At 69.0% G+C, this 20154-nt stretch carries 15 protein-coding genes; 12 read left to right on the top strand and 3 right to left on the bottom strand.

The window, feature by feature from the left end; genetic code table 11:
- Positions 1–61 precede the first annotated feature (61 nt).
- The gene (locus FG154_RS15870; RefSeq protein ID WP_145110024.1) at positions 62–1108 is read right to left on the bottom strand and encodes a HesA/MoeB/ThiF family protein; all 1047 of its coding nucleotides are present in this window, start codon (positions 1106–1108) and stop codon (positions 62–64) included.
- A 60-nt stretch (positions 1109–1168) separates the two neighbouring features.
- Complete coding sequence (locus FG154_RS15865; RefSeq protein ID WP_186312399.1) at positions 1169–1663, bottom strand: HugZ family pyridoxamine 5'-phosphate oxidase; 495 nt, start codon at positions 1661–1663, stop codon at positions 1169–1171.
- A 71-nt stretch (positions 1664–1734) separates the two neighbouring features.
- Between FG154_RS15865 and FG154_RS15860 the strand changes: the two genes are divergently transcribed.
- The 9 genes from FG154_RS15860 (at position 1735) to FG154_RS15820 (ending at position 13454) form a co-directional block, all read left to right on the top strand.
- A complete protein-coding gene (locus tag FG154_RS15860; RefSeq protein WP_186312398.1) occupies positions 1735–3369 on the top strand; it encodes a SulP family inorganic anion transporter in 1635 nt (544 codons plus the stop codon).
- 351 nt (positions 3370–3720) lie between these two features.
- Positions 3721–5682 (top strand): acetate--CoA ligase, encoded by a 1962-nt coding sequence (acs, locus tag FG154_RS15855; RefSeq protein ID WP_145110018.1) that lies wholly within the window; start codon positions 3721–3723, stop codon positions 5680–5682.
- A gap of 3 nt (positions 5683–5685) precedes the next feature.
- Positions 5686–6375, top strand: coding sequence for an adenylate kinase (locus FG154_RS15850; RefSeq protein ID WP_186312396.1), 690 nt, complete (start codon positions 5686–5688; stop codon positions 6373–6375).
- Between the two features lie 67 nt (positions 6376–6442).
- Entirely contained in the window at positions 6443–6724 is a 282-nt protein-coding gene (locus tag FG154_RS15845) for a DUF4212 domain-containing protein (protein WP_011907564.1), read from the top strand.
- Between the two features lie 15 nt (positions 6725–6739).
- Positions 6740–8557 carry a sodium:solute symporter family protein gene (locus tag FG154_RS15840; protein WP_145110015.1) on the top strand — a complete coding sequence of 606 codons (1818 nt, stop codon included), beginning with the start codon at positions 6740–6742 and terminating at the stop codon, positions 8555–8557.
- Between the two features lie 61 nt (positions 8558–8618).
- Entirely contained in the window at positions 8619–10439 is a 1821-nt protein-coding gene (locus tag FG154_RS15835; protein WP_145110012.1) for a DUF294 nucleotidyltransferase-like domain-containing protein, read from the top strand.
- An 11-nt stretch (positions 10440–10450) separates the two neighbouring features.
- The gene (locus FG154_RS15830; RefSeq protein WP_145110009.1) at positions 10451–10972 is read left to right on the top strand and encodes a hypothetical protein; all 522 of its coding nucleotides are present in this window, start codon (positions 10451–10453) and stop codon (positions 10970–10972) included.
- Between the two features lies 1 nt (position 10973).
- Positions 10974–11363, top strand: coding sequence for a response regulator transcription factor (locus FG154_RS15825; protein WP_011907560.1), 390 nt, complete (start codon positions 10974–10976; stop codon positions 11361–11363).
- 3 nt (positions 11364–11366) lie between these two features.
- A complete protein-coding gene (locus FG154_RS15820) occupies positions 11367–13454 on the top strand; it encodes a 3'-5' exonuclease (protein ID WP_145110006.1) in 2088 nt (695 codons plus the stop codon).
- A gap of 21 nt (positions 13455–13475) precedes the next feature.
- Here the strand turns inward: FG154_RS15820 and truA are convergent, their stop codons facing one another.
- The gene (truA, locus tag FG154_RS15815; protein ID WP_145110003.1) at positions 13476–14249 is read right to left on the bottom strand and encodes a tRNA pseudouridine(38-40) synthase TruA; all 774 of its coding nucleotides are present in this window, start codon (positions 14247–14249) and stop codon (positions 13476–13478) included.
- Positions 14250–14446: 197 nt separating this feature from the next.
- Between truA and FG154_RS15810 the strand changes: the two genes are divergently transcribed.
- From FG154_RS15810 to ileS, 3 genes are all read left to right on the top strand, one after another.
- The gene (locus tag FG154_RS15810; RefSeq protein ID WP_145110001.1) at positions 14447–15862 is read left to right on the top strand and encodes a YcjX family GTP-binding protein; all 1416 of its coding nucleotides are present in this window, start codon (positions 14447–14449) and stop codon (positions 15860–15862) included.
- Positions 15863–15923: 61 nt separating this feature from the next.
- The gene (locus tag FG154_RS15805; RefSeq protein ID WP_145109996.1) at positions 15924–16982 is read left to right on the top strand and encodes a YcjF family protein; all 1059 of its coding nucleotides are present in this window, start codon (positions 15924–15926) and stop codon (positions 16980–16982) included.
- Between the two features lie 187 nt (positions 16983–17169).
- Complete coding sequence (gene ileS, locus FG154_RS15800; RefSeq protein WP_145109993.1) at positions 17170–20103, top strand: isoleucine--tRNA ligase; 2934 nt, start codon at positions 17170–17172, stop codon at positions 20101–20103.
- Positions 20104–20154 lie beyond the last annotated feature (51 nt).

Below are 20154 nucleotides of genomic sequence, written 5' to 3'. Positions count from 1 at the left end.
CTCCTTCGCCCTCAAGGCTAGGGCGGCGACCCGTCGCCGTCCATCCCCTCGGGCGCGACCGTCAGCCGGCGCCGCCTCGGCCGCCGCAGACCGGGCAGCCTGCACGAGGTTTCAGCGCGATCCGCCGCGTCTCGCCCCAGAGCGCATCGTGGATCAGCAGCGCCCCGCGCAGCGTTGCGCCCGCACCCGTCAGATGCTTGATCGCCTCGACCGCCATGATCGAGCCCACCACCCCCGGCAGCGGTGCGATCACCCCCGCCTCGGCGCATGTGGGCACAAGGCCCGGTGCCGGCCGCTCGGGGAAGGTGCACTGGAAGCAGGGACCGCCGCGCGCCGGGTCATAGAGGCTGACCTGCCCCTCCCATTGCGTGATGGCGCCCGAGATGAGCGGCTTCTCGGCCGCCACGGCCATGCGGTTGGCGAGGTAGCGCGTGTCGAAATTGTCCGTCCCGTCGAGGATCAGGTCGTAATCGGCGAACAGGGCCGCCGCATTCTCCTCGGTCAGCCGCCGCTCGTAGGGGCGCACCTCGACGAAGGGATTGAGCGCCCGCATCGCCTCGGCCGCCGAGCGCACCTTGGGCCAGCCGATCCGCGCGTCGGTGTGGATCACCTGCCGCTGGAGGTTCGAGGCCTCGACCCGGTCGGCGTCGATCACGCCCACCGTGCCCACGCCCGCCGCCGCCAGATAGAGCAGCGCGGGCGAGCCGAGGCCGCCGGCCCCGATCACCAGCACGCGCGCCTCCTTCAGCCGCTTCTGGCCCGGGCCGCCCACCTCGCGCAGCATGATGTGGCGGGCGTAGCGTTCCAGCTCGGCCGGGCGGAAGAGCCCCGGCGCAGGTGGCGCCTCGGCGCCGCGCGCGCGCCGCCGCAGCGCGCCAAGGCCCAGCCGGTAGCCCAGCACCAGGGCCGCGAGCCCGCCGATGACCAGCCAGGGCTCGGCCCCCCCGCCGGTGGCCTGACGGAACGGATGTGCCGCAGGCAGCAGCAGATGCGCGAGCACCACGGCAAGCCACAGGACCGAGAGGGCCAGCAGCCGCAGCCGGACCGGAATCCCGAGGAACCAGGCCAGACCCCACAGAGCCGCCGCAAACAGGATCAGCGAGAGCATGTCATCCTCCGGCCCGTGGCCGAGCCTTCCCGCCCACCGGCCCCTGCCGCACGATGCCCCTCAGGCCGGGCGCAGATCATCGGGGCTCAGGCGCCAGGCGCGGCCGAAGCCGCCGTTCAGGATCGCCGAGACGGGCGTCAGGCGGGCGAAGGCGAAATCGGCGAAATCGACATAGAGCTTCGCCTTGTGGTGCAGGCCAAGCCAGTGCGCCCGCAAGTCGCCATGTTCGGGCGTGCCCCGGGCGATCAGCTCGGCCCGGACGCGGATCATCAGGCGCGGATGCGTCAAAGGGTCGCCCTTCGCGCCGGGGCTGCCCACCATCACGGCCGCATCGGGATGCGCCCTCAGGGCCGCCATGTGCGGCGCAAGCCCCGAGACCAGCGTCAGCGGTGTGCCCTCGGGATCAAGGCCAAAGGCGATCAGGCTGATTCCGGGCGTGTTGCTCTGCGCATCGGTCACGGCCAGCGAGGCATGGCGGGACTTCGACAGAAGCGTCCGCGCCAGCACGCGGGCATCGTCATCGGCCGCTAGCAGAGGGTCTGTGGGATCGGGCATCATCCGCGCCGAGGCTTGACAAGCAGGAAAGCGGACGTTCCGCTCTTGCTGCCAAGCGGTACAGGTATGCGATGCGCGATACAACCCTCACCTTCTGGGATCATTTCCTGCCGAAGATCGTGACGGTGCTGCGCGAGGGCTACGGGCTGCGCGACCTCAGGGCCGACGCGCTGGCCGGGCTCACGGTGGCCATCGTGGCCCTGCCGCTCTCGACGGCCATCGCCATCGCATCGGGGGTCGGCCCCGAGCGCGGGCTTTACACCGCGATCGTGGGGGGCTTCCTCGTCTCGGCCCTGGGCGGCAGCCGGTTCCAGATCGGCGGGCCCGCCGGGGCGTTCATCGTGCTCGTGTCCGCCTGCGTCATGCAGACCGGGATCGAGGGGCTGATCCTTGCCACCTTCCTCTCGGGCTTCCTGCTGATCGCGCTCGGCACGCTGAGGATGGGCAGCTACATCCGCTTCATTCCCTATCCGGTGACGGTGGGCTTCACGGCGGGCATCGCCGTCATCATCGGGGCCAGCCAGATGAAGGAGCTGCTCGGCCTGACCCTTGCCGGGCCCGAGCCTTCGGACGTGATCGAGAAGATCAAGGTGCTCTGGGCCGCGCGCGGGACGCTGACACCGCCGGCCCTTGCGGTGGCCGTGGGCACCATCGCCATGATCGAGGCGCTGAAACGGCTGGCGCCCCGCCTGCCGAGCCTGCTGATCGCGGTCGTCGTGGCCTCGGTCACGGTCGAGATGCTGGGCCTTCCGGTCGAGACGATCGGCACCCGCTTCGGCGAGCTGCCCACGATGCTTCCCATGCCCGCGCTGCCGGATCTCGGGACCGAGGCCCTGATCGCGGCGCTTCCCTGGGCCGTGAGCTTCACGCTTCTGGGCGCGATCGAGTCGCTCCTGTCGGCGGTGGTGGCGGACGGGATGGCGGGCACCCAGCACCGTCCCAACGCCGAACTGATCGCACAGGGCTGGGCCAACGTCGGTTCGGCCGTCTTCGGCGGCTTCTGCGTCACCGGCACCATCGCCCGGACCGCCACCAACGTGCGGGCGGGCTCGCGCAGCCCCGTCTCGGGGATGCTCTGCGCCCTCTTCGTGCTGGGGTTCATGATGCTGGCCGCGCCCCTGGCCGCCTATATCCCGCTGGCGGCGCTTGCGGGGCTGCTGGCCGTCGTTGCGTGGAACATGTTCGAGAAGGAGGAATTCTGGACGCTCCTGCGGACCTCGCGCGGGGATGCGATGGTGGTGCTGGTCACCTTCCTGCTCGTCGTGTTCCGCGACCTGACCGAAGGGATCGTCGTGGGCTTTGCGCTGGGTGGCCTTGTCTTCATCCGCCGCATGTCGGAAAGCGCCTCGGCCGAACCGGCCCCGGTGCCCGATCCCTCGGGCGCCGTCACGTCCGAGCGTGTGATCTACCGGCTGCGCGGCCCCTACTTCTTCGGCGCGGCGGCCATGCTCGGTTCGGCGCTTGACCGCTTTGCCGAGCGTCCGCGCGCCTTCGTGCTCGACTTCACCGAGGTGCCCTTCATCGACAGTTCGGGAGCGCGCTCCTTCGAGCTTCTGGCCCACAAGATGCACCGCCGCGGCGGCCAGCTCTTCCTGACCGGGGCCAACGTCGAGGTGCGCCGCGTGCTGCTGGCGCAGGGGCTGCGCGAGCCTCTGGTGCGCTACCTGCCGGACGTGGCGGGCGTGGACGAGTTCCTCGCAAACTGAGCGAATCGCCTTCTGCCGCAGATGCATGGGGCAGCGGCATGGTGCCGCTGCGGCCTTGCGAGCCATTTGCCGGGCGTGCGCCGCGGCGGGCACGGTCCGGCGGCGGGTCTCGTGACCCTGCGTCAGCCGACCGCGGACAGGCCGTTGAAAAACAAGCGCAAATGAGTTTGTCAATTTTCAGGATTTACAGCTTTTCGACGCGACAGTAAAGGAAATTACAGAAAAAGCGAGGCTGCAAAAAGAGTTACGCGAAAATTGACTGATGCGTTACACTCTGTCTATTGGAGGAGGGTGGCCGCGGTTGCGGCCGTGTGGCGGGCCACGCCAGGCCTGCATGTTGGAGGAGCTTTCATGGATCACGCTCAGACGAATGCGGTCTATTCCGCCTCGGCAGATTTCATTGCGCAGGCGCATGTCGATGCCGCCGGCTACGAGCGGATGTATGCTGCATCCGTGGCCGATCCCGAGGCCTACTGGGGCGAGCAGGGCAAACGGCTCGACTGGATCAAGCCCTACACCAAGGTCAAGAACACGAACTTCAAGCTGGGCGAGGTCTCGATCAAGTGGTTCGAGGACGGCACGCTGAACGTTGCCTGGAACTGCATCGACCGCCATCTGGCGACCCGCGCCAGCCAGACCGCGATCATCTGGGAGCCGGATGATCCCAACACTCCCGCCCAGCACATCACCTATCAGGAGTTGCACGATCAGGTCTGCCGCATGGCGAACGTGCTGGTCAGCCAGGGCGTGCGCAAGGGCGACCGCGTGGTGATGTATCTGCCGATGATCCCCGAGGCGGCCTATGCGATGCTGGCCTGCGCGCGGATCGGCGCGATCCATTCGGTGGTCTTCGCGGGCTTCTCGCCGGACGCGCTGGCGAACCGGATCAACGACTGCCAGGCCAAGGTGGTGATCACCGCCGACACCGCGCCGCGCGGCGGCCGCCGCACGCCGCTGAAGTCGAACACGGATGCCGCGCTGCTGCACTGCTCGGACCGGGTGCGCTGCCTTGTGGTCAAGCACACCGGCGACCAGATCCACTGGATGGACGGCCGCGACGTCGATGTGAAGGCGATGATGGCGCAGGCCTCGCCCGACTGCCCGATCGAGGAGGTCGGCGCCGAGGATCCGCTCTTCATCCTCTACACCTCGGGTTCGACCGGCAAGCCGAAGGGCGTCGTCCACACCTCGGGCGGGTATCTGACCTACGCGGCGATGACCCACCAGATGACGTTCGACTACCATGACGGCGACGTCTTCTGGTGCACGGCGGATGTGGGCTGGGTCACCGGCCACAGCTACATCGTCTATGGTCCGCTGGCCAATGGCGCCACCACGCTGATGTTCGAGGGCGTGCCGACCTACCCGGATGCGGGGCGCTTCTGGGCGGTCTGCGAGAAGCACAAGGTCAACCAGTTCTACACCGCGCCGACGGCGATCCGCTCGCTGATGGGCCTCGGGCCGGAGTGGGTCGAGAAGTACGACCTCTCGTCGCTGAAGCTGCTCGGTTCGGTCGGCGAGCCGATCAATCCCGAAGCCTGGAGCTGGTACAACACCCATGTCGGCAAGGGCCGCTGCCCGATCGTCGACACCTTCTGGCAGACCGAGACCGGCGGCCACATGATCACGCCGCTGCCGGGCGCGATCCCGGTCAAGCCGGGCGCGGCCTCGAAGCCCTTCTTCGGGGTGAAGCCGGTGGTCCTAGACCCGACCGACGGGCACGAGCTGACCGAGACGGCGACCGAGGGCGTCCTTTGCATCGCCGACAGCTGGCCGGGGCAGATGCGCACGCTCTGGGGCGATCACGAGCGCTTCGAGGAGGCCTACTTCTCGCAGTACAAGGGCTACTACTTCACCGGCGACGGCTGCCGCCGCGATGCGGACGGCTATTACTGGGTCACCGGCCGGGTCGATGACGTGATCAACGTCTCGGGCCACCGGATGGGCACGGCCGAGGTGGAATCGGCGCTGGTCGCCCATGCCCAGGTCGCCGAGGCCGCGGTGGTGGGCTATCCGCACGACATCAAGGGGCAGGGCATCTACGCCTATGTCACGCTGATGAACGGGGTCGAGCCGTCGGAAGAGCTGCGCAAGGATCTGGTCAAGTGGGTGCGGACCGAGATCGGCCCGATCGCCTCGCCCGACATCATCCAGTGGGCGCCGGGCCTGCCCAAGACCCGCTCGGGCAAGATCATGCGCCGCATCCTGCGCAAGATCGCCGAGAACGACTTCGGCAGCCTCGGCGACACCACGACGCTGGCCGACCCTTCGGTGGTGGACGACCTGATCTCCAACCGCAAGAACCGGGGCTGAGGCATGGAGGGCGTGACCGGGACCACGACCCGTCCGGCCGTGCTGATCCTGCTCGGGCCTCCGGGAGCGGGCAAGGGCACACAGGCGCGGATGCTGGAGGAGCGCTTCGGCCTCGTCCAGCTCTCGACGGGGGATCTCTTGCGCGCGGCGGTGGCCGCGGGCACGCCTGCGGGCATGGCCGCCAAGGCGGTGATGGAGGCCGGCGGCCTCGTGTCGGACGAGATCGTGCTCGAAATCCTCGCCGACAGGATGGCCGAGCCGGATGTGGCGCGCGGCATCATCCTCGACGGCTTTCCCCGCACCGCGGGGCAGGCTGCGGCCCTCGACGGGCTTCTTGGGCGCACCGGCCAAAGGGTGACGGCCGCCATCAGCCTCGAGGTGGATGACGCGGCCATGGTCGAGCGTGTCTCGGGCCGCTTCACCTGCGCTGCCTGCGGCGAGGGCTATCACGACCACTTCAAGCAGCCTGCCGTGGCAGGAACCTGCGACAAGTGCGGAGGGACGGATTTCAGGCGCCGCCCCGACGACAACGCCGAAACCGTGGGAGCGCGGCTTGCCGCCTACCATGCGCAGACGGCGCCGCTGATCGCCTACTACGACGGCTGCGGCGTGCTGGAGCGGATCGACGCGATGGGAGCCATCGACGAGATCGCCCGGTCCCTCGGCCGGATCGTGGATCGCGTATCCGCGTGAAGAGGCCAGCGTCCCTCGAGGAGGTGGGACGCCGGCAGGGAGAAGAAACCTACAGGGAGAAGGTCCAATGGTGGACAGAACTGGTCATGTGACATCAGACCGGACGTCGTCGAATGCCTACTGGTCGGCGAACGTCCGCATCATCCTCATCTCGTTGGCGATCTGGTTCGCCTGCTCGTTCGGTCTCGGCATCCTCCTGCGTCCGGCGCTGGAAGGCATCATGGTGGGCGGCGCCGACCTGGGCTTCTGGTTTGCGCAGCAGGGGTCGATCTACGTCTTCCTCGTGCTGATCTTCGTCTATGCGTGGCTGATGAACCGCCTGGACCGCCAGTACGGCGTGGACGAGTAAGGGAGGCAGGAACGAATGGATCAATTCACCCTCAACCTGATCGTGGTTGGCATCACTTTCGCCATCTACATCGGGATCGCGATCTGGGCCCGGGCGGGCTCCACCGCCGAGTTCTATGCGGCCGGCCAGGGCGTCCACCCCGTGGCGAACGGCATGGCGACCGGCGCCGACTGGATGTCGGCGGCGTCCTTCATCTCGATGGCCGGCATCATCGCGCTGGCCCCGGCGGGCGGCTACACGCAGTCGGCCTTCCTCATGGGCTGGACCGGCGGCTATGTGCTGCTGGCGCTGCTGCTTGCGCCCTACCTGCGCAAGTTCGGCAAGTTCACCGTGCCGGAGTTCATCGGTGACCGCTTCTACTCGGGCACCGCGCGCCTCGTGGCGGTGATCTGCCTCATCATCATCTCGGTCACCTATGTGATCGGGCAGATGCGCGGCGTGGGCGTGACCTTCGGGCGCTTCCTCGAGATCTCGACCGACATGGGCCTCTACATCGGCGCGGCGATCGTCTTCGCCTATGCGGTGTTCGGCGGCATGAAGGGCATCACCTACACCCAGGTCGCGCAGTATGTCGTGCTGATCATCGCCTACACGATCCCGGCGATCTTCATCTCGCTGGCGCTGACCAACTCGTTCCTGCCGCAGCTGGGCCTGATCGGCAACTATGCTCCGGGCGGCGGCGACCAGGCGTTCCTGGCCAAGCTCGACCAGGTGGTGACCGAACTCGGCTTCACGGCCTACACCGCCGACACCACCAGCCAGCTGAACATGTTCCTGTTCACCATGTCGCTGATGATCGGCACCGCGGGTCTGCCGCACGTCATCATCCGCTTCTTCACCGTGCCGAAGGTGGCCGACGCCCGTTCGTCCGCCGGCTGGGCGCTGGTCTTCATCGCGCTGCTCTACACCGTGGCCCCGGCCGTCGGCTCGATGGCGCGCCTGAACCTGACCACGACCATGTGGCCGAACGCCGTGGCCGGCAATGCGCTGGACGGTGACGCCATCAGCCTCGAGTCGATCCAGAACGACCCGCGCCTGAGCTGGGTGAAGACCTGGGAACAGACCGGCCTTCTCGTCATGGAAGACAAGAACGGCGACGGCATGATCCAGTACTACAACGAGGCCAACCCGGCGATGCAGGCCATCGCGGCCGAACGCGGCTGGGTCGGCAACGAGGTCACCAAGATCGACAACGACATCATGGTGCTCGCCAACCCCGAGATCGCCGCGCTTCCGGGCTGGGTGATCGCGCTCGTGGCCGCCGGTGCGCTGGCTGCCGCCCTCTCGACCGCCGCGGGCCTGCTTCTGGCCATTTCGTCGGCGATCTCGCACGACCTCATCAAGGGCTCGATCAATCCCAACATCTCGGAGAAGGGTGAGCTTCTGGCCGCGCGGATCTCGATGACGGGTGCGATCGTGATCGCCACCTGGCTCGGCCTCAACCCGCCCGGCTTCGCCGCGCAGGTGGTGGCGCTGGCCTTCGGTCTGGCCGCCGCGACGATCTTCCCGGCGCTGATGATGGGGATCTTCTCCAAGCGCGTGAACAAGGAAGGCGCCATCCTCGGGATGCTCGTCGGCCTCGTCTTCACCGCGGTCTACATCTTCCTCTACAAGGGCTGGTTCTTCATCCCCGGCACCGCCACGTTCGAGGACGTGCCCGCCAACTACTTCTTCGGCATCTCGCCGCTGTCCATCGGGACCGTGGGTGCGCTGCTGAACTTCGGCGTGGCCTTCCTGGTGTCGGCCATCACGAAGGCGCCCCCGCGCGAAGTGGTCGAACTGGTCGAGAGCATCCGCATCCCGCGCGGTGCCGGCAAGGCCACGGCCCACTGAGATCAACGGTGCGCCCCCACCCTCGGGGGCGCGCCACCCAGGTGCAGTGTCGAGGAGCCTCATGGAAGACGTCCAGACCATCGTGAGCTTTCTGGAGACGGTGCATCCCTACGACAGCCTGCCGCAGGACGAACTGGCGCGTGTCGCCGGTTGCTTCAGCCGCAGGGTGATCGCCGCCGGCGAGACAGTCTATCGTCACGGAGACCGGCTGGTCGGGCTCTATCTCGTCAAGCGTGGCGGGGTCGAGATCCTCGAGCCGTCGGGCGACGTGATCTCGGTGCTCGGGCCGCGCAACTCGTTCGGCGAGCGGGGGCTCATGCGCGACGGCCGCGCGGCCACCACGGCGCAGGCCACGACGGACGGGGTGCTGTTGATGCTGCCCGCCGACGAGTTCCGGCGGCTCTTTGCCGCCTCGCCCGCCTTCGAGCGGTTCTTCACCCGGCGACGGACCCAAGGGTATCGCGCGTCCGACCTGACCACGCAGAAGGTGGCCGACCTGATGGCGCGCAAGCCCGTGACCTGCGGGCCCGCCGAGACGATCCGGGCCGCGGCGATGAAGATGCGCGACGCCGGCGTGTCCTCGCTGGGTGTCGTGGAGGGGCCGACCTTCCTCGGCATCGTGACCACGCGCGACATGACCAACAAGGTGGTGGCGGTGGGGCTCGATCCCGCGACGCCGGTGGCCGAGGTGATGACCCGCGACCCGATCGCCCTTCCGCCCGAGGCTCTTGGGTCCGACATCCTTCATGTGATGCTCGAGCGGCGGATCGGCCATCTGCCGGTGATCGAGGAAGGCCGTCTGGTGGGCATGATCACCCAGACCGACCTGACCCGCTTTCAGGCCGTGTCCTCGGCCCAGCTCGTGCGGGATGCGGCCACGGCCGAGTCGCTGCCCGAGTTGCAGGCCGTGACCTCGCGCATCCCCAAGCTGCTGGTTCAGCTGGTGGCGGGGCACAATTCGCATGAGGTGGTCACGCGCCTCATCACCGACATTTCCGACACTGTGACACGGCGCCTGCTGACGCTGGCCGAGGCCCGGCTCGGGCCGCCGCCCGTGCCCTATTGCTGGTGCGCCTGCGGAAGCCAGGGCCGGCAGGAGCAGACGGGCCTTTCGGATCAGGACAACTGCCTGATCCTGTCCGACAAGACGCTTCCGGCCGATGACGCCTACTTCTCCGAGCTGGCTCGGCAGGTCTCGGACGGGTTGCACGCCTGCGGCTACATCCACTGCCCCGGCGACATGATGGCCACCAACCCGCGCTGGCGTCAGCGGCTTTCGGTCTGGCGGCAGTATTTCCTCGGCTGGATCGACCGGCCGGACCCGATGGCGCAGATGCTCTCGTCGGTGATGTTCGACCTGCGCCCGATCGGCGGCGACGAGAGCCTTTTCCACGAGCTGCGGGCCGATACGGCGGCGGTGGCGGCGAAGAACTCGATCTTCGTGGCCCACATGATCTCGAACTCGCTGAAGCATACGCCCCCGCTGGGCCTGATCCGCGGCTTTGCCACCATCCGGTCGGGAGAGCACAAGAACCACATCGACCTGAAGCACAATGGCGTGGTGCCGGTGATCGACCTCGGCCGCGTCTATGCGCTGATCGGCGAGCTTGAGCCGGTGAACACCCGCGCGCGGCTACAGGCGGCCGAGAATGCCGGCGTGATCTCGGTGTCGGGCGCGCGCGATCTGGTCGAGGCCTACGACATGATCGCCCAGATCCGGCTCGAGAACCAGGCACGGCTGATCCGGTCCGGCCGCAGCCCTGACAATTTCCTCGCGCCGTCAGACCTGTCGGATTTCGAACGCAGCCACCTGCGCGACGCCTTCGTGGTCGTCCGCACCATGCAATCCGCGCTGGGCTCGGCCCGCGGCGCGCGCACCTGAAGGCCTGAATCATGGTCATGGACCTCCTCGCCACCCTCGCCGCCGGAGCCGGTCTCGCCGGGATCGCGCTGCTCCTGCGCCGGCTGAGCGGTCAGCGCCTGCCGAAATGGATCGTTCCGGCGGCGGCGGGGGCGGGGATGCTGCTCTTTTCGGTCTGGAACGAATACAGCTGGTATCCGCGCGTGACCGCCGCCCTGCCGTCCGAGGTCGTGGTGATCTCGGCGCCGCAGGACCGTGTGGGCATCCGCCCCTGGACGTTCCTCTTCCCGGTCGCCACCCGCTTCATGGCGCTGGACCGGACGGGGATGCTGCGATCGGAGACCGATCCCGCCATCCGCCGCGCCGAGGTGGTGGTGGTGCAGCGGTGGCACAACACCCAGCGCGTGCCCATGGCCTTCGATTGCGCGCGCCGGCGCACGGCAAATCTCGAGACCACGTCGGAGCTTCGGCCCGACGGCACCTTGACCGGCACCAGCTGGCTGTCGGTCCCGGACGACGACGAACTGCTGACAGCGGCCTGCAGGGAGGGGTGACATGGCCGACGGAGCCAGAAAGCGCCGGATCCTCGTGGTGGAGGACGAGGACAACATCGCCATCGCGCTCGACTATCTCATCACGCGCGAAGGCTACGAGCACGACCGGGTGGCAAGCGGGGCCGAGGCGCTCGGCCGCATCCGTGCCACCCATCCCGATCTCGTGCTGCTGGACGTGATGCTGCCCGAGGTCTCGGGCTACGAGATCTGTCAGGGCGTCCGGCTCGACCCGACGCTCGCCGACGTCAAGATCCTGATGATGACGGCGCGCGGGTCGGCCATCGAGCGCAAGAAGGGTCTGGCGCTCGGCGCGGACGGGTTCATCTCGAAGCCGTTCGAACTCAAGGCCCTGCGTGAGGAGGTCCGCCGGCTCCTGGGCGAAGGGGTCTGATCCATGCTCGATCGCCTCAACCTGCGCGTGCGGATCCTGCTCTTCTTCGCTGCGCTGGCAGTGGGGGCGAATGTGGCGGTGTCGATCGGCCTGTTCCTCGCCTATCGGCGCCTCAGCGCCCCCGAGCTGCTGCCCGCCTTCCAGCAGGTCGGCCTTGTGGCCGGGCTTGCGATCCTGGGCCTCGTCACCTGGATCTGGTATCTGTTCGATGCCAATGTGGCGCTGCCGATCATCCGGCTCGCCTCGAAGCTGCGGGCACGGGCCCATGCCGCCGTCGATGGCGCGATCGAAGAGCCGACGGCCCGCTACCTCGGCGATCTCGAGCCCGCGGCTTCGGCCACGGCCCTGACGCTGGCCGAGACGCGGAACGCCCTGGCCGAGTCCGTCGCGCGCGAGACGTCGCGCCTCTCGTCCGAGAAGGCCCGGCTCGAGGCGCTGCTGTCCGATGTGCCGGTGGGGGTGCTGCTCTGTTCGGGCGACCACCAGCTCGTGTTCTATAACGGACCGGCGACCGACCTGATGAACACGGCCGGCGCGCCGGGCCTCGACCGCAATCTCTTCGACTATCTGCGCGACGGGCCGATCCGCCACGCCCACCAGCGGCTCGTCGAGGCGGGCGACCCGGATGCGGCCTCGGACATCCTCTGCACGACGGTAGTCGGTGCGCGGGTGCTGGCCGCGCGGATGCGGCTGATCGGGGGCGAGACCACGAAGCCCGGCTATGTCCTCACGCTGCGCGACGTCACCTCGGCGCTTGCGTCCTACGCGCGTCGCGAGGCGCTGCTGGCCGAGGTGTTCGACCGGGTGCGGCGGCCGGCGGCCAACCTCCAGACGCTGTTCGAGGTGCTTCCGCCCGGCACCTGCCCGCCGCCGGATGTCGAGCGGGCGCTGCGGCAGGAAGTCGGCGGTCTCGCCGCCGCGATCACCGACCTCGGCGCCCGGCACGACGAGAGCCGGCACGACGGCTGGCCGCTGTCGATCACGCGCGCCTCGGATCTGCTCGACGGGCTGAGGGCGCGGATGGAACAGGCGGGCCTTTCGGCCGAGATCGGCGAAGCGCCGCTGCTGTTGCGCTGCAACGGGTTCGAGGTGATCGGTCTGGTGGCGACCCTGGCCGCCCGCGTCGCGGCCCGCCGCACCGGCAACCACTTCCGCGTGACCCTGACCGAGGACGGAACCGAGGCCATGCTGCGGCTGGTCTGGCAGGGCGCTCCGCTGCCCGTCGGCCTGCTCGAGGACTGGCTGGGCGAGCCGCTCGAACCGGGTGTGCCCGAGGTGACGGGCCGCACCGTGCTTTCCACCCACACGACCGAGATCTGGCCCGAACCTGCGGCTCCGGGAGAGAATGCGCTCTGCCTGCCGTTGCGCGCCGCCCGCCGTGCCGGCCGCCGCCCGCGTCCGATCCCGCGGGCCGTGGTCTATGATTTCGAGCTGCTCTCGAAGGCCCGCAACGAGAAGGTGGCCGAGGCGCGGCTCGAGGATCTGACCTACGTGGTCTTTGACACCGAGACCACCGGCCTCATGCCCTCGCAGGATGAGATCGTGCAGATCGCCGCCGTCCGCATCGTGAACGGCCGCCGCGTCGAGGGCGAGGTGTTCGACACGCTGGTCAATCCGCGCCGGCCGATCCCTCCCTCGTCCACCGAGGTCCACGGGATCACGGATGCGATGGTGGCCGAGGCGCCGGACATGATCGAGGTCGGGCGGCAGTTCCACAAGTTTGCCGAGGGCGCGGTGCTTGTCGCGCACAATGCGCCCTTCGACATGGAGTTCCTGCGCCGGGCCGAGCTGCTGATCGACCGTCGGTTCGACAATCCGATACTCGACACGGTGCTCCTGTCGGCGGTTCTCTTCGGGCAGACCGAGGTGCACAGCCTCGATGCGCTGGCGCACCGTCTGGGGATCACCATCCCGGAAGAGGCGCGCCACACGGCCATCGGCGACACGGTCGCCACGGCCGACGCCTTCCTGAAACTGCTGCCGATGCTGCAGGGCCGGGGCTTCGAGACCTTCGGCGCCGTGCTCTCCGAGGTGCGCCGCCACGGGCGGCTGCTCAAGGATCTGAACGAGGCCCATCTGACCGAAGCCTGAGCGGCTTCGCGTGCCCGGCCGTCAGGTGGCGGCGAACGGATCCTCCGGGTAGCCCACCCCGGTGAGATAGAGGCCCTGCGGCGGGCAGACCGGACCGCAGGCGGCGCGGTCGCGGGCCTCGAGCGCCTCCTTCACCCGATCCGGTGCCCAGGCGCCGGCGCCCACCCGCTCGAGCGTGCCCACGATCGAGCGGACCTGATTGTGCAGGAAGCTGCGCGCCCGCAGGCGGAAGCGGTATTCCACCCCGTTCGGCACCTCGACCGTCTCGAGCGTCAGCTCATCCAGCGTCTTGATCGGCGAGGCCGCCTGACAGCCGATCGCCCGGAAGGTGGTGAAATCGTGCCGCCCCACAAGATGGATTGCCGCCTCGCGCATGGCCGCACCATCCAGCGGATGCGGCACGCGCCAGACCCGCCCCCGGTCATGGACCTCCGGCGCGCGCCGCGCGAGCAGCCGGAAGAGATAGCGCCGCTCGATCGCCGAGAAGCGGGCGTGAAAGTCCTCACCCACCCGTGCGGCGGCGACAACCGCCACCGGCAGGGGTTTCAGATGGGCGTTGAGCGCCCCCGCGAGGCGGAACGGGTCCCAGTCCTTGCCAAGGTCGCAGTGGGCCACCTGTCCCGTGGCGTGAACGCCCGTATCGGTGCGCCCGGCCGCGGCGATCGTGTGGGGGCCGGGTTCAAGACGCCCCAGCGCGGCCTCGATCGCGCCCTGCACCGAGGGCAGGACGGCCTGCCGTTGCCAGCCCGCGAACGGGGCACCGTCATACTCGATCTTCAGCGCATATCTCGGCATGACGCGCCCCCTAGCACCGCAGCCGCGCCCTGCCAAGGACGGGGTGCGCCCGCCATTCACGAAGCGCCAATGGCCGGCTGCCGCCGATCCTGCGATCCGCGCCGGCGGATGCGGCCTGTTGGCACAGCGGCCCGTCGCGCCTACATCCATCCTCAAGGGCCGCCTATCCTTGAAGCGGCACAAAGAGAGGCAGGCGCGTGGTTCTCCGCAGACTGACCGACGGTGTGGCGCGCGGAATCGAGGGCGCCGTCAGCACCGTCTCCGAAACCTTCTTCGAGCCGGTGATCCGGCTCGGTGTCACCGGCCTGTCGCGGGCGGGAAAGACCGTCTTCATCACCGGCTTGGTGGCGAACCTGCTGGACCGGGGGCGGATGCCACAGCTGCGCGCCCACGCCGAAGGGCGCATCGACGCGGTCTTCCTGCAGCCCCAGCCCGACGACACGCTGCCGCGGTTCGATTTCGAGAACCATCTGGCCGCGATCCTTGGCGAGGATCCCCGCTGGCCCTCGTCCACGCGCTCGATCTCGGAGCTTCGGCTCTCGTTCCGGGTGCGGCCTTCGGGGATGATCTCGGGCCTGACCGGGCCGCGCACCGTCCATCTCGACATCGTGGATTATCCGGGAGAGTGGCTGCTCGACCTCGCGCTGATGGACAAGACCTACGCGCAATGGTCCGAAGAGACGCTGAAGCGGCTGTCGCTGCGCGAGGAAGCGCGCGATTTCATGGCGACCGCGCGCGCCGCCGATGGCTCGCTCCCGCTCGAGGAGTCGCAGGCGCAGGCGCTGGCGGCGAGCTTTACCGCCTATCTGCAGGCCGCGCGCCGGGCGGGCTGGTCGGATTGCACGCCGGGGCGGTTCCTGCTGCCGGGGGATCTGGCGGGCTCGCCGGTGCTGACCTTCGCGCCGTTGCCGATGCCCGCCCAGACGTCCCGCACGAGCCTCTGGCGCGAGATGGGCCGGCGCTACGAGAGCTACAAGGAGAATGTCGTCCGCCCCTTCTTCCGCGAGCATTTCTCGAAGATCGACCGGCAGGTGGTGCTGGTCGATGCGATGGGGGCGATCCATGCGGGGCCGCAGGCTCTCGAGGATCTGCGCCGCACGATGGCCGAGATCCTGACCGCCTTCCGCCCGGGTCGGAACTCGTTCCTCTCGACGCTGCTTCTGGGCCACCGGGTCGAGCGGATCCTGTTCGCGGCCACGATGGCCGACCACCTGCACCACACCCAGCACCCCAAGCTCACCGCCATCATGGAGGCGATGCTGCGCGAGGCGCGCGACCGGGCGGCCTTCGCGGGATCGCTGACGGCGGCCATGTCGCTCGCCTCGGTGCGCGCCACCGTCGAGGAGGAGGTGACGCGCCACGGCGAGACGGTCGAGGCGGTGCGCGGGCGGCTTCTGTCGAGCGGGCGGCAGGTGGCGATGTATCCCGGCGAGTTGCCCTCGGACCCCACGCGCCTCCTCTCGCCCGCGCGTGAGGGGGTGCAACGCTGGCTCGACGCCGAGTTCGCGCTGATGACCTTTGCGCCCGCGCGCGTGCTGCTCAAGCCCGGCGAGGGGCCGCCGCACATCCGGCTCGACCGCGCCGCCGAGTTCCTGATCGGGGACCGGCTGTGACCCGTTTCGACCGTCCGGCGGGGTGCCGGGCGGCTGTCCTTCATCCGCAGGGAGACAGGTCGTGAGCGACAAGCCCCCGAAGAAACCGATGCTTCTCGACTGGGACACACGCGAGGAGGGGCCGGCCGACGCGCCGCGCCTGGCCCGCCGCCCGCCACCGCCGCCCGAGACCGTCTCAGGGCCCACGCCCGCTGACGTGCCGCCGGTGCCCGACCTCGACCTGCCGCAGGGGCAGGGGATGCTGGCCGCAAGCCGGATCGCCACAGTCCGCACCTCGCGGCTGGGCCGCTTCGCGGGCTGGGTGTTCGGCACGCTGCTGGTGTTCGTCCTGTCGGTGGCGGCGGTGGATTTCGTCACCTCGCTCCTGACGCGCAACAGCCTGCTGGGGGCGGTGGCCTTCGTGCTGATCGGCACCGCCGTCGTCACCGGCCTCGCGCTCGCGCTGCGCGAATGGTGGGCCTATGTCCGGCTCGAGCGGCTCGACAGCCTGCGCGAGTCCGCGATCGCCGCCCGCGCCTCGGGCGATCTGAAGGCCGCCCGCCGCGTGGTGGGGGCCATCGAGAAGATGTATGGCCACCGGCCCGACCTGCGCTGGGGCCGCGCGCGGCTGGCCGAGCGGCAGGCCGAGGTCTTCGACGTGGACGGGCTGCTGGGGCTGGCCGAGAACGAGCTTCTGGTCTCGCTCGACCAGAGCGCGCGGCGCGAGATCGAGGCGGCGGCGCGGCAGGTGGCGGCGGTTACCGCGCTGGTGCCGCTGGCGCTGGCCGATGTGGCGACGGCGCTTTACGCCAACCTCCGCATGGTGCGCCGCATCGCCGAGATCTACGGCGGGCGCTCGGGCAGCTTCGGCAGCGTGCGCCTGTTGCGCCGGGTCTTCACCTCGCTGATCGCGGCGGGGGCTGTGGCCATGACCGACGACCTGCTCCACTCGGTGGCGGGCGGAGGGGTTCTCTCGAAGGTCTCGCGCCGCTTCGGCGAGGGGATGGTGAACGGTGCGCTCACCGCGCGGGTGGGCGTGGCCGCGATGGAGCTGTGCCGCCCGCTGCCCTTCCACACCGCGCCGCGCCCGAAAGTCACGAACCTCATCAGCCGCAGCCTTACGGGCCTCTTCGACAGGTGAGGCTCCGCGCCACTGGACCGGCCCGCGGGGCGCGTCTATAAGCCAGCCCATGAGGCATCGCATCGCGATCATCGCCCGAATTACCGGCCCGGCGTCCTGACTTCAGGCGCCGGGTGACGACGTTTGCGCGGCGCCAAGGCCCGGGGGGCCGCGCCCGATCCCCCACATTCCCAAAGGACCGCATCCGATGTCCGCCGACACGACCACCGTCCCCGACTACAAGGACACCGTCTTCCTGCCCGAGACCGACTTTCCGATGCGCGCGGGCCTGCCCCAGCGCGAGCCGGAGTGGCTGGCGCGCTGGGAACGGATCGGGATCTACGACCGCCTGCGCGAGAAGACCGGCCGCAAGCCCTTCACGCTGCACGACGGCCCTCCCTACGCCAACGGGCACCTGCATATCGGGCACGCGCTGAACAAGACGATCAAGGACATGATCGTGCGCTCGCACCAGATGATGGGCTTTGACGCGCGCTATGTGCCGGGCTGGGACTGCCACGGCCTGCCGATCGAGTGGAAGATCGAGGAGCAGTATCGTGCCAAGGGCCTGAACAAGGACGATGTGGATGTGGTGGCCTTCCGGCAGGAGTGCCGCAAGTTCGCCGAGGGCTGGGTGCAGATCCAGCGCGAGGAGTTCAAGCGGCTGGGCGTGACCGGCAACTGGGCCGATCCCTACCTGACGATGGACTTCCACGCCGAGGCGGTGATTGCCGAGGAATTCATGAAGTTCCTGATGAACGGCTCGCTCTATCAGGGCTCCAAGCCCGTGATGTGGAGCCCGGTCGAGAAGACCGCGCTGGCCGAGGCCGAGGTCGAATATCACGACCACACCTCGCACCAGATCTGGGTGAAGTTCCCGGTGGTGGTGGCGGGCGCCTTCCCCGAGGCCGAAGCCTGCCTGCACACCGAGGCGCTGGTGGCGTCGGTCGTGATCTGGACCACGACGCCCTGGACCATCCCGCAGAACCGCGCCGTGGCCTTCAACCCCGAGATCGCCTACGGCCTCTACCGCATCGAGGTGGTGGCCGAGAATGCCACCTCGAAGGTGGGCGAGACGGTGATCCTGGCCGACAAGCTGGCGGAGGGCATCTTCAAGGCGGCCCGGATCGAGGCCGCTACCCGCCTGCGCGCCGTCTCGTCCGACGAGCTGCGGGGCCTAGTGCTGTCTCATCCGTTCCGGGGGCTCGAAGGCTCCACGGGCGAGTGGGACTTCGACGTGCCGATGCTGCCGGGCGAGCATGTCACCGACGATGCGGGCACGGGCTTCGTCCATACCGCGCCCAGCCACGGCGACGATGACTATCAACTCGGGCTGAAGTTCGGCCTGCCCATGACCTACAACGTGCTCGAGGACGGCTCCTACCGGGCGGACCTGCCGCTCTTCGGCGGGCAGGTCATCATCACGCCCGAGGGCAAGGAAGGCCCCGCCAACGTCGAGGTCATCAAGGCGCTCGCCCGCGCGGGCGCGCTCTTCGCCAAGGGCAAGCTCAAGCACTCCTACCCGCATTCCTGGCGCTCGAAGGCGCCGCTGATCTACCGCAACACGCCGCAATGGTTCGTGGCCATCGACCATCCGCTCGACGACGGGATGGGCGAGTATGGCGACACGATCCGCAAGCGCGCGCTGCGCTCGATCGAGGAGCTGGTGAAGTTCACGCCGATCTCGGGCCGCAACCGCCTCCATTCCATGATGGAGACGCGGCCCGACTGGGTGCTGAGCCGCCAGCGCGCCTGGGGCGTGCCGCTCACCTGCTTCGTGAAGAAGGGAGCGAAGCCCGCCGACCCGGACTTCCTGCTGAAGGACCCTGAGGTCAACGCCCGCATCTCGGCCGCCTTCGAGGCCGAGGGCGCCGACGTCTGGTATCGCCAGGGCTTCAAGGCCCAGGTGCTGGGCGGGCTCCACGATCCCGAGGCCTATGAGCAGATCTTCGACGTGCTCGACGTCTGGTTCGACAGCGGCTCGACCCATGCCTTCGTGCTGCGCGACCGGCCCGACGGCACCGAGGACGGCATCGCCGACGTCTATATGGAGGGCACCGACCAGCACCGCGGCTGGTTCCATTCCTCGATGCTGCAGGCCTGCGGCACCAAGGGACGCGCGCCCTACCGGGGTGTCGTGACCCACGGCTTCACGCTGGACGAGAAGGGCATGAAGATGTCCAAGTCGCTCGGCAACACCGTGGTCCCGCAGGAGGTGATCGACCAGTATGGCGCCGACATCCTGCGGCTCTGGGTGGCGCAGGCCGATTTCACGGTCGATCAGCGCATCGGCAAGGAGATCCTGAAGGGCACAGCCGACAGCTACCGCCGCCTGCGCAACACGCTGCGCTACATGCTGGGCGCGCTCGGCGGTTTCTCCGAGGCCGAGCGCGTGGCCCCCGCCGACATGCCCGAGCTGGAACGCTGGGTGCTGCACCGGCTGGCCGAACTCGATACCGAGGTGCGGCGCGGCTATGCCGCCTACGACTTCCAGGGCGTGTTCCAGAAGCTCTTCACCTTCTGCACCAGCGACCTCTCGGCCTTCTACTTCGACATCCGCAAGGACGCGCTCTACTGTGACGCGGCCACCAGCCTCCGCCGCCGCTCGGCGCGCACGGTGATGGACCTGCTGTTCCACCGGCTGACCACCTGGTTCGCGCCGATCCTCGTCTTCACGATGGAGGATGTCTGGCTTTCGCGCTTCCCCGGCGCGGACAGCTCGATCCACCTGCAGGACATGCCCGACACGCCCGCCGACTGGCGCGACGAGCCTCTGGCCGCGAAGTGGGCCACGCTGCGGCAGGTGCGGCGCGTGGTGACGGCCGCGCTCGAGGTGCAGCGGACGGCCAAGGTGATCGGGGCCAGCCTCGAGGCCGCGCCGGTCGTCCATGTGCGCGAGCCCGACGTGCTGTCGGCGCTGAAGTCGGTCGATTTCGCCGAGGTCTGCATCACGTCGGACCTGGCGCTGACCGGCGATCCGATGCCGGCCGAGGCTTTCCGCCTGCCCGAGGTTCAGGGCGTGGGCGTGGTCTTCGAGCGCGCCGAGGGCGCCAAGTGCGAGCGGTGCTGGCAGTATCTGCCGGACGTGGGCACCCACAGGCATCCGGGCACCTGCGCCCGCTGCAACGAGGTCCTCGGCTGAGCCGATTCCGGCGGATCTGACCGGGGGCGAGGCAGGTGCCCTCGCCCCCGG

Origin of the sequence: Cereibacter sediminicola, assembly GCF_007668225.1 — a bacterium.
Classification (GTDB): Bacteria; Pseudomonadota; Alphaproteobacteria; order Rhodobacterales; family Rhodobacteraceae; genus Cereibacter_A; species Cereibacter_A azotoformans.
Note: the sequence above shows the minus strand (reverse complement) of the source record. Positions and strands in the feature narration are given on the sequence as shown.

What these genes read in the sequence shown, in the direction of transcription:
- FG154_RS15870 (WP_145110024.1), bottom strand. Translation starts at nt 1,108, where the DNA reads ATGCTCTCGCTGATCCTGTTTGCGGCGGCTCTGTGGGGTCTGGCCTGG.
- FG154_RS15865 (WP_186312399.1), bottom strand. Translation starts at nt 1,663, where the DNA reads ATGCCCGATCCCACAGACCCTCTGCTAGCGGCCGATGACGATGCCCGC.
- FG154_RS15860 (WP_186312398.1), top strand. Translation starts at nt 1,735, where the DNA reads ATGCGCGATACAACCCTCACCTTCTGGGATCATTTCCTGCCGAAGATC.
- acs (WP_145110018.1), top strand. Translation starts at nt 3,721, where the DNA reads ATGGATCACGCTCAGACGAATGCGGTCTATTCCGCCTCGGCAGATTTC.
- FG154_RS15850 (WP_186312396.1), top strand. Translation starts at nt 5,686, where the DNA reads ATGGAGGGCGTGACCGGGACCACGACCCGTCCGGCCGTGCTGATCCTG.
- FG154_RS15845 (WP_011907564.1), top strand. Translation starts at nt 6,443, where the DNA reads ATGGTGGACAGAACTGGTCATGTGACATCAGACCGGACGTCGTCGAAT.
- FG154_RS15840 (WP_145110015.1), top strand. Translation starts at nt 6,740, where the DNA reads ATGGATCAATTCACCCTCAACCTGATCGTGGTTGGCATCACTTTCGCC.
- FG154_RS15835 (WP_145110012.1), top strand. Translation starts at nt 8,619, where the DNA reads ATGGAAGACGTCCAGACCATCGTGAGCTTTCTGGAGACGGTGCATCCC.
- FG154_RS15830 (WP_145110009.1), top strand. Translation starts at nt 10,451, where the DNA reads ATGGTCATGGACCTCCTCGCCACCCTCGCCGCCGGAGCCGGTCTCGCC.
- FG154_RS15825 (WP_011907560.1), top strand. Translation starts at nt 10,974, where the DNA reads ATGGCCGACGGAGCCAGAAAGCGCCGGATCCTCGTGGTGGAGGACGAG.
- FG154_RS15820 (WP_145110006.1), top strand. Translation starts at nt 11,367, where the DNA reads ATGCTCGATCGCCTCAACCTGCGCGTGCGGATCCTGCTCTTCTTCGCT.
- truA (WP_145110003.1), bottom strand. Translation starts at nt 14,249, where the DNA reads ATGCCGAGATATGCGCTGAAGATCGAGTATGACGGTGCCCCGTTCGCG.
- ileS (WP_145109993.1), top strand. Translation starts at nt 17,170, where the DNA reads ATGTCCGCCGACACGACCACCGTCCCCGACTACAAGGACACCGTCTTC.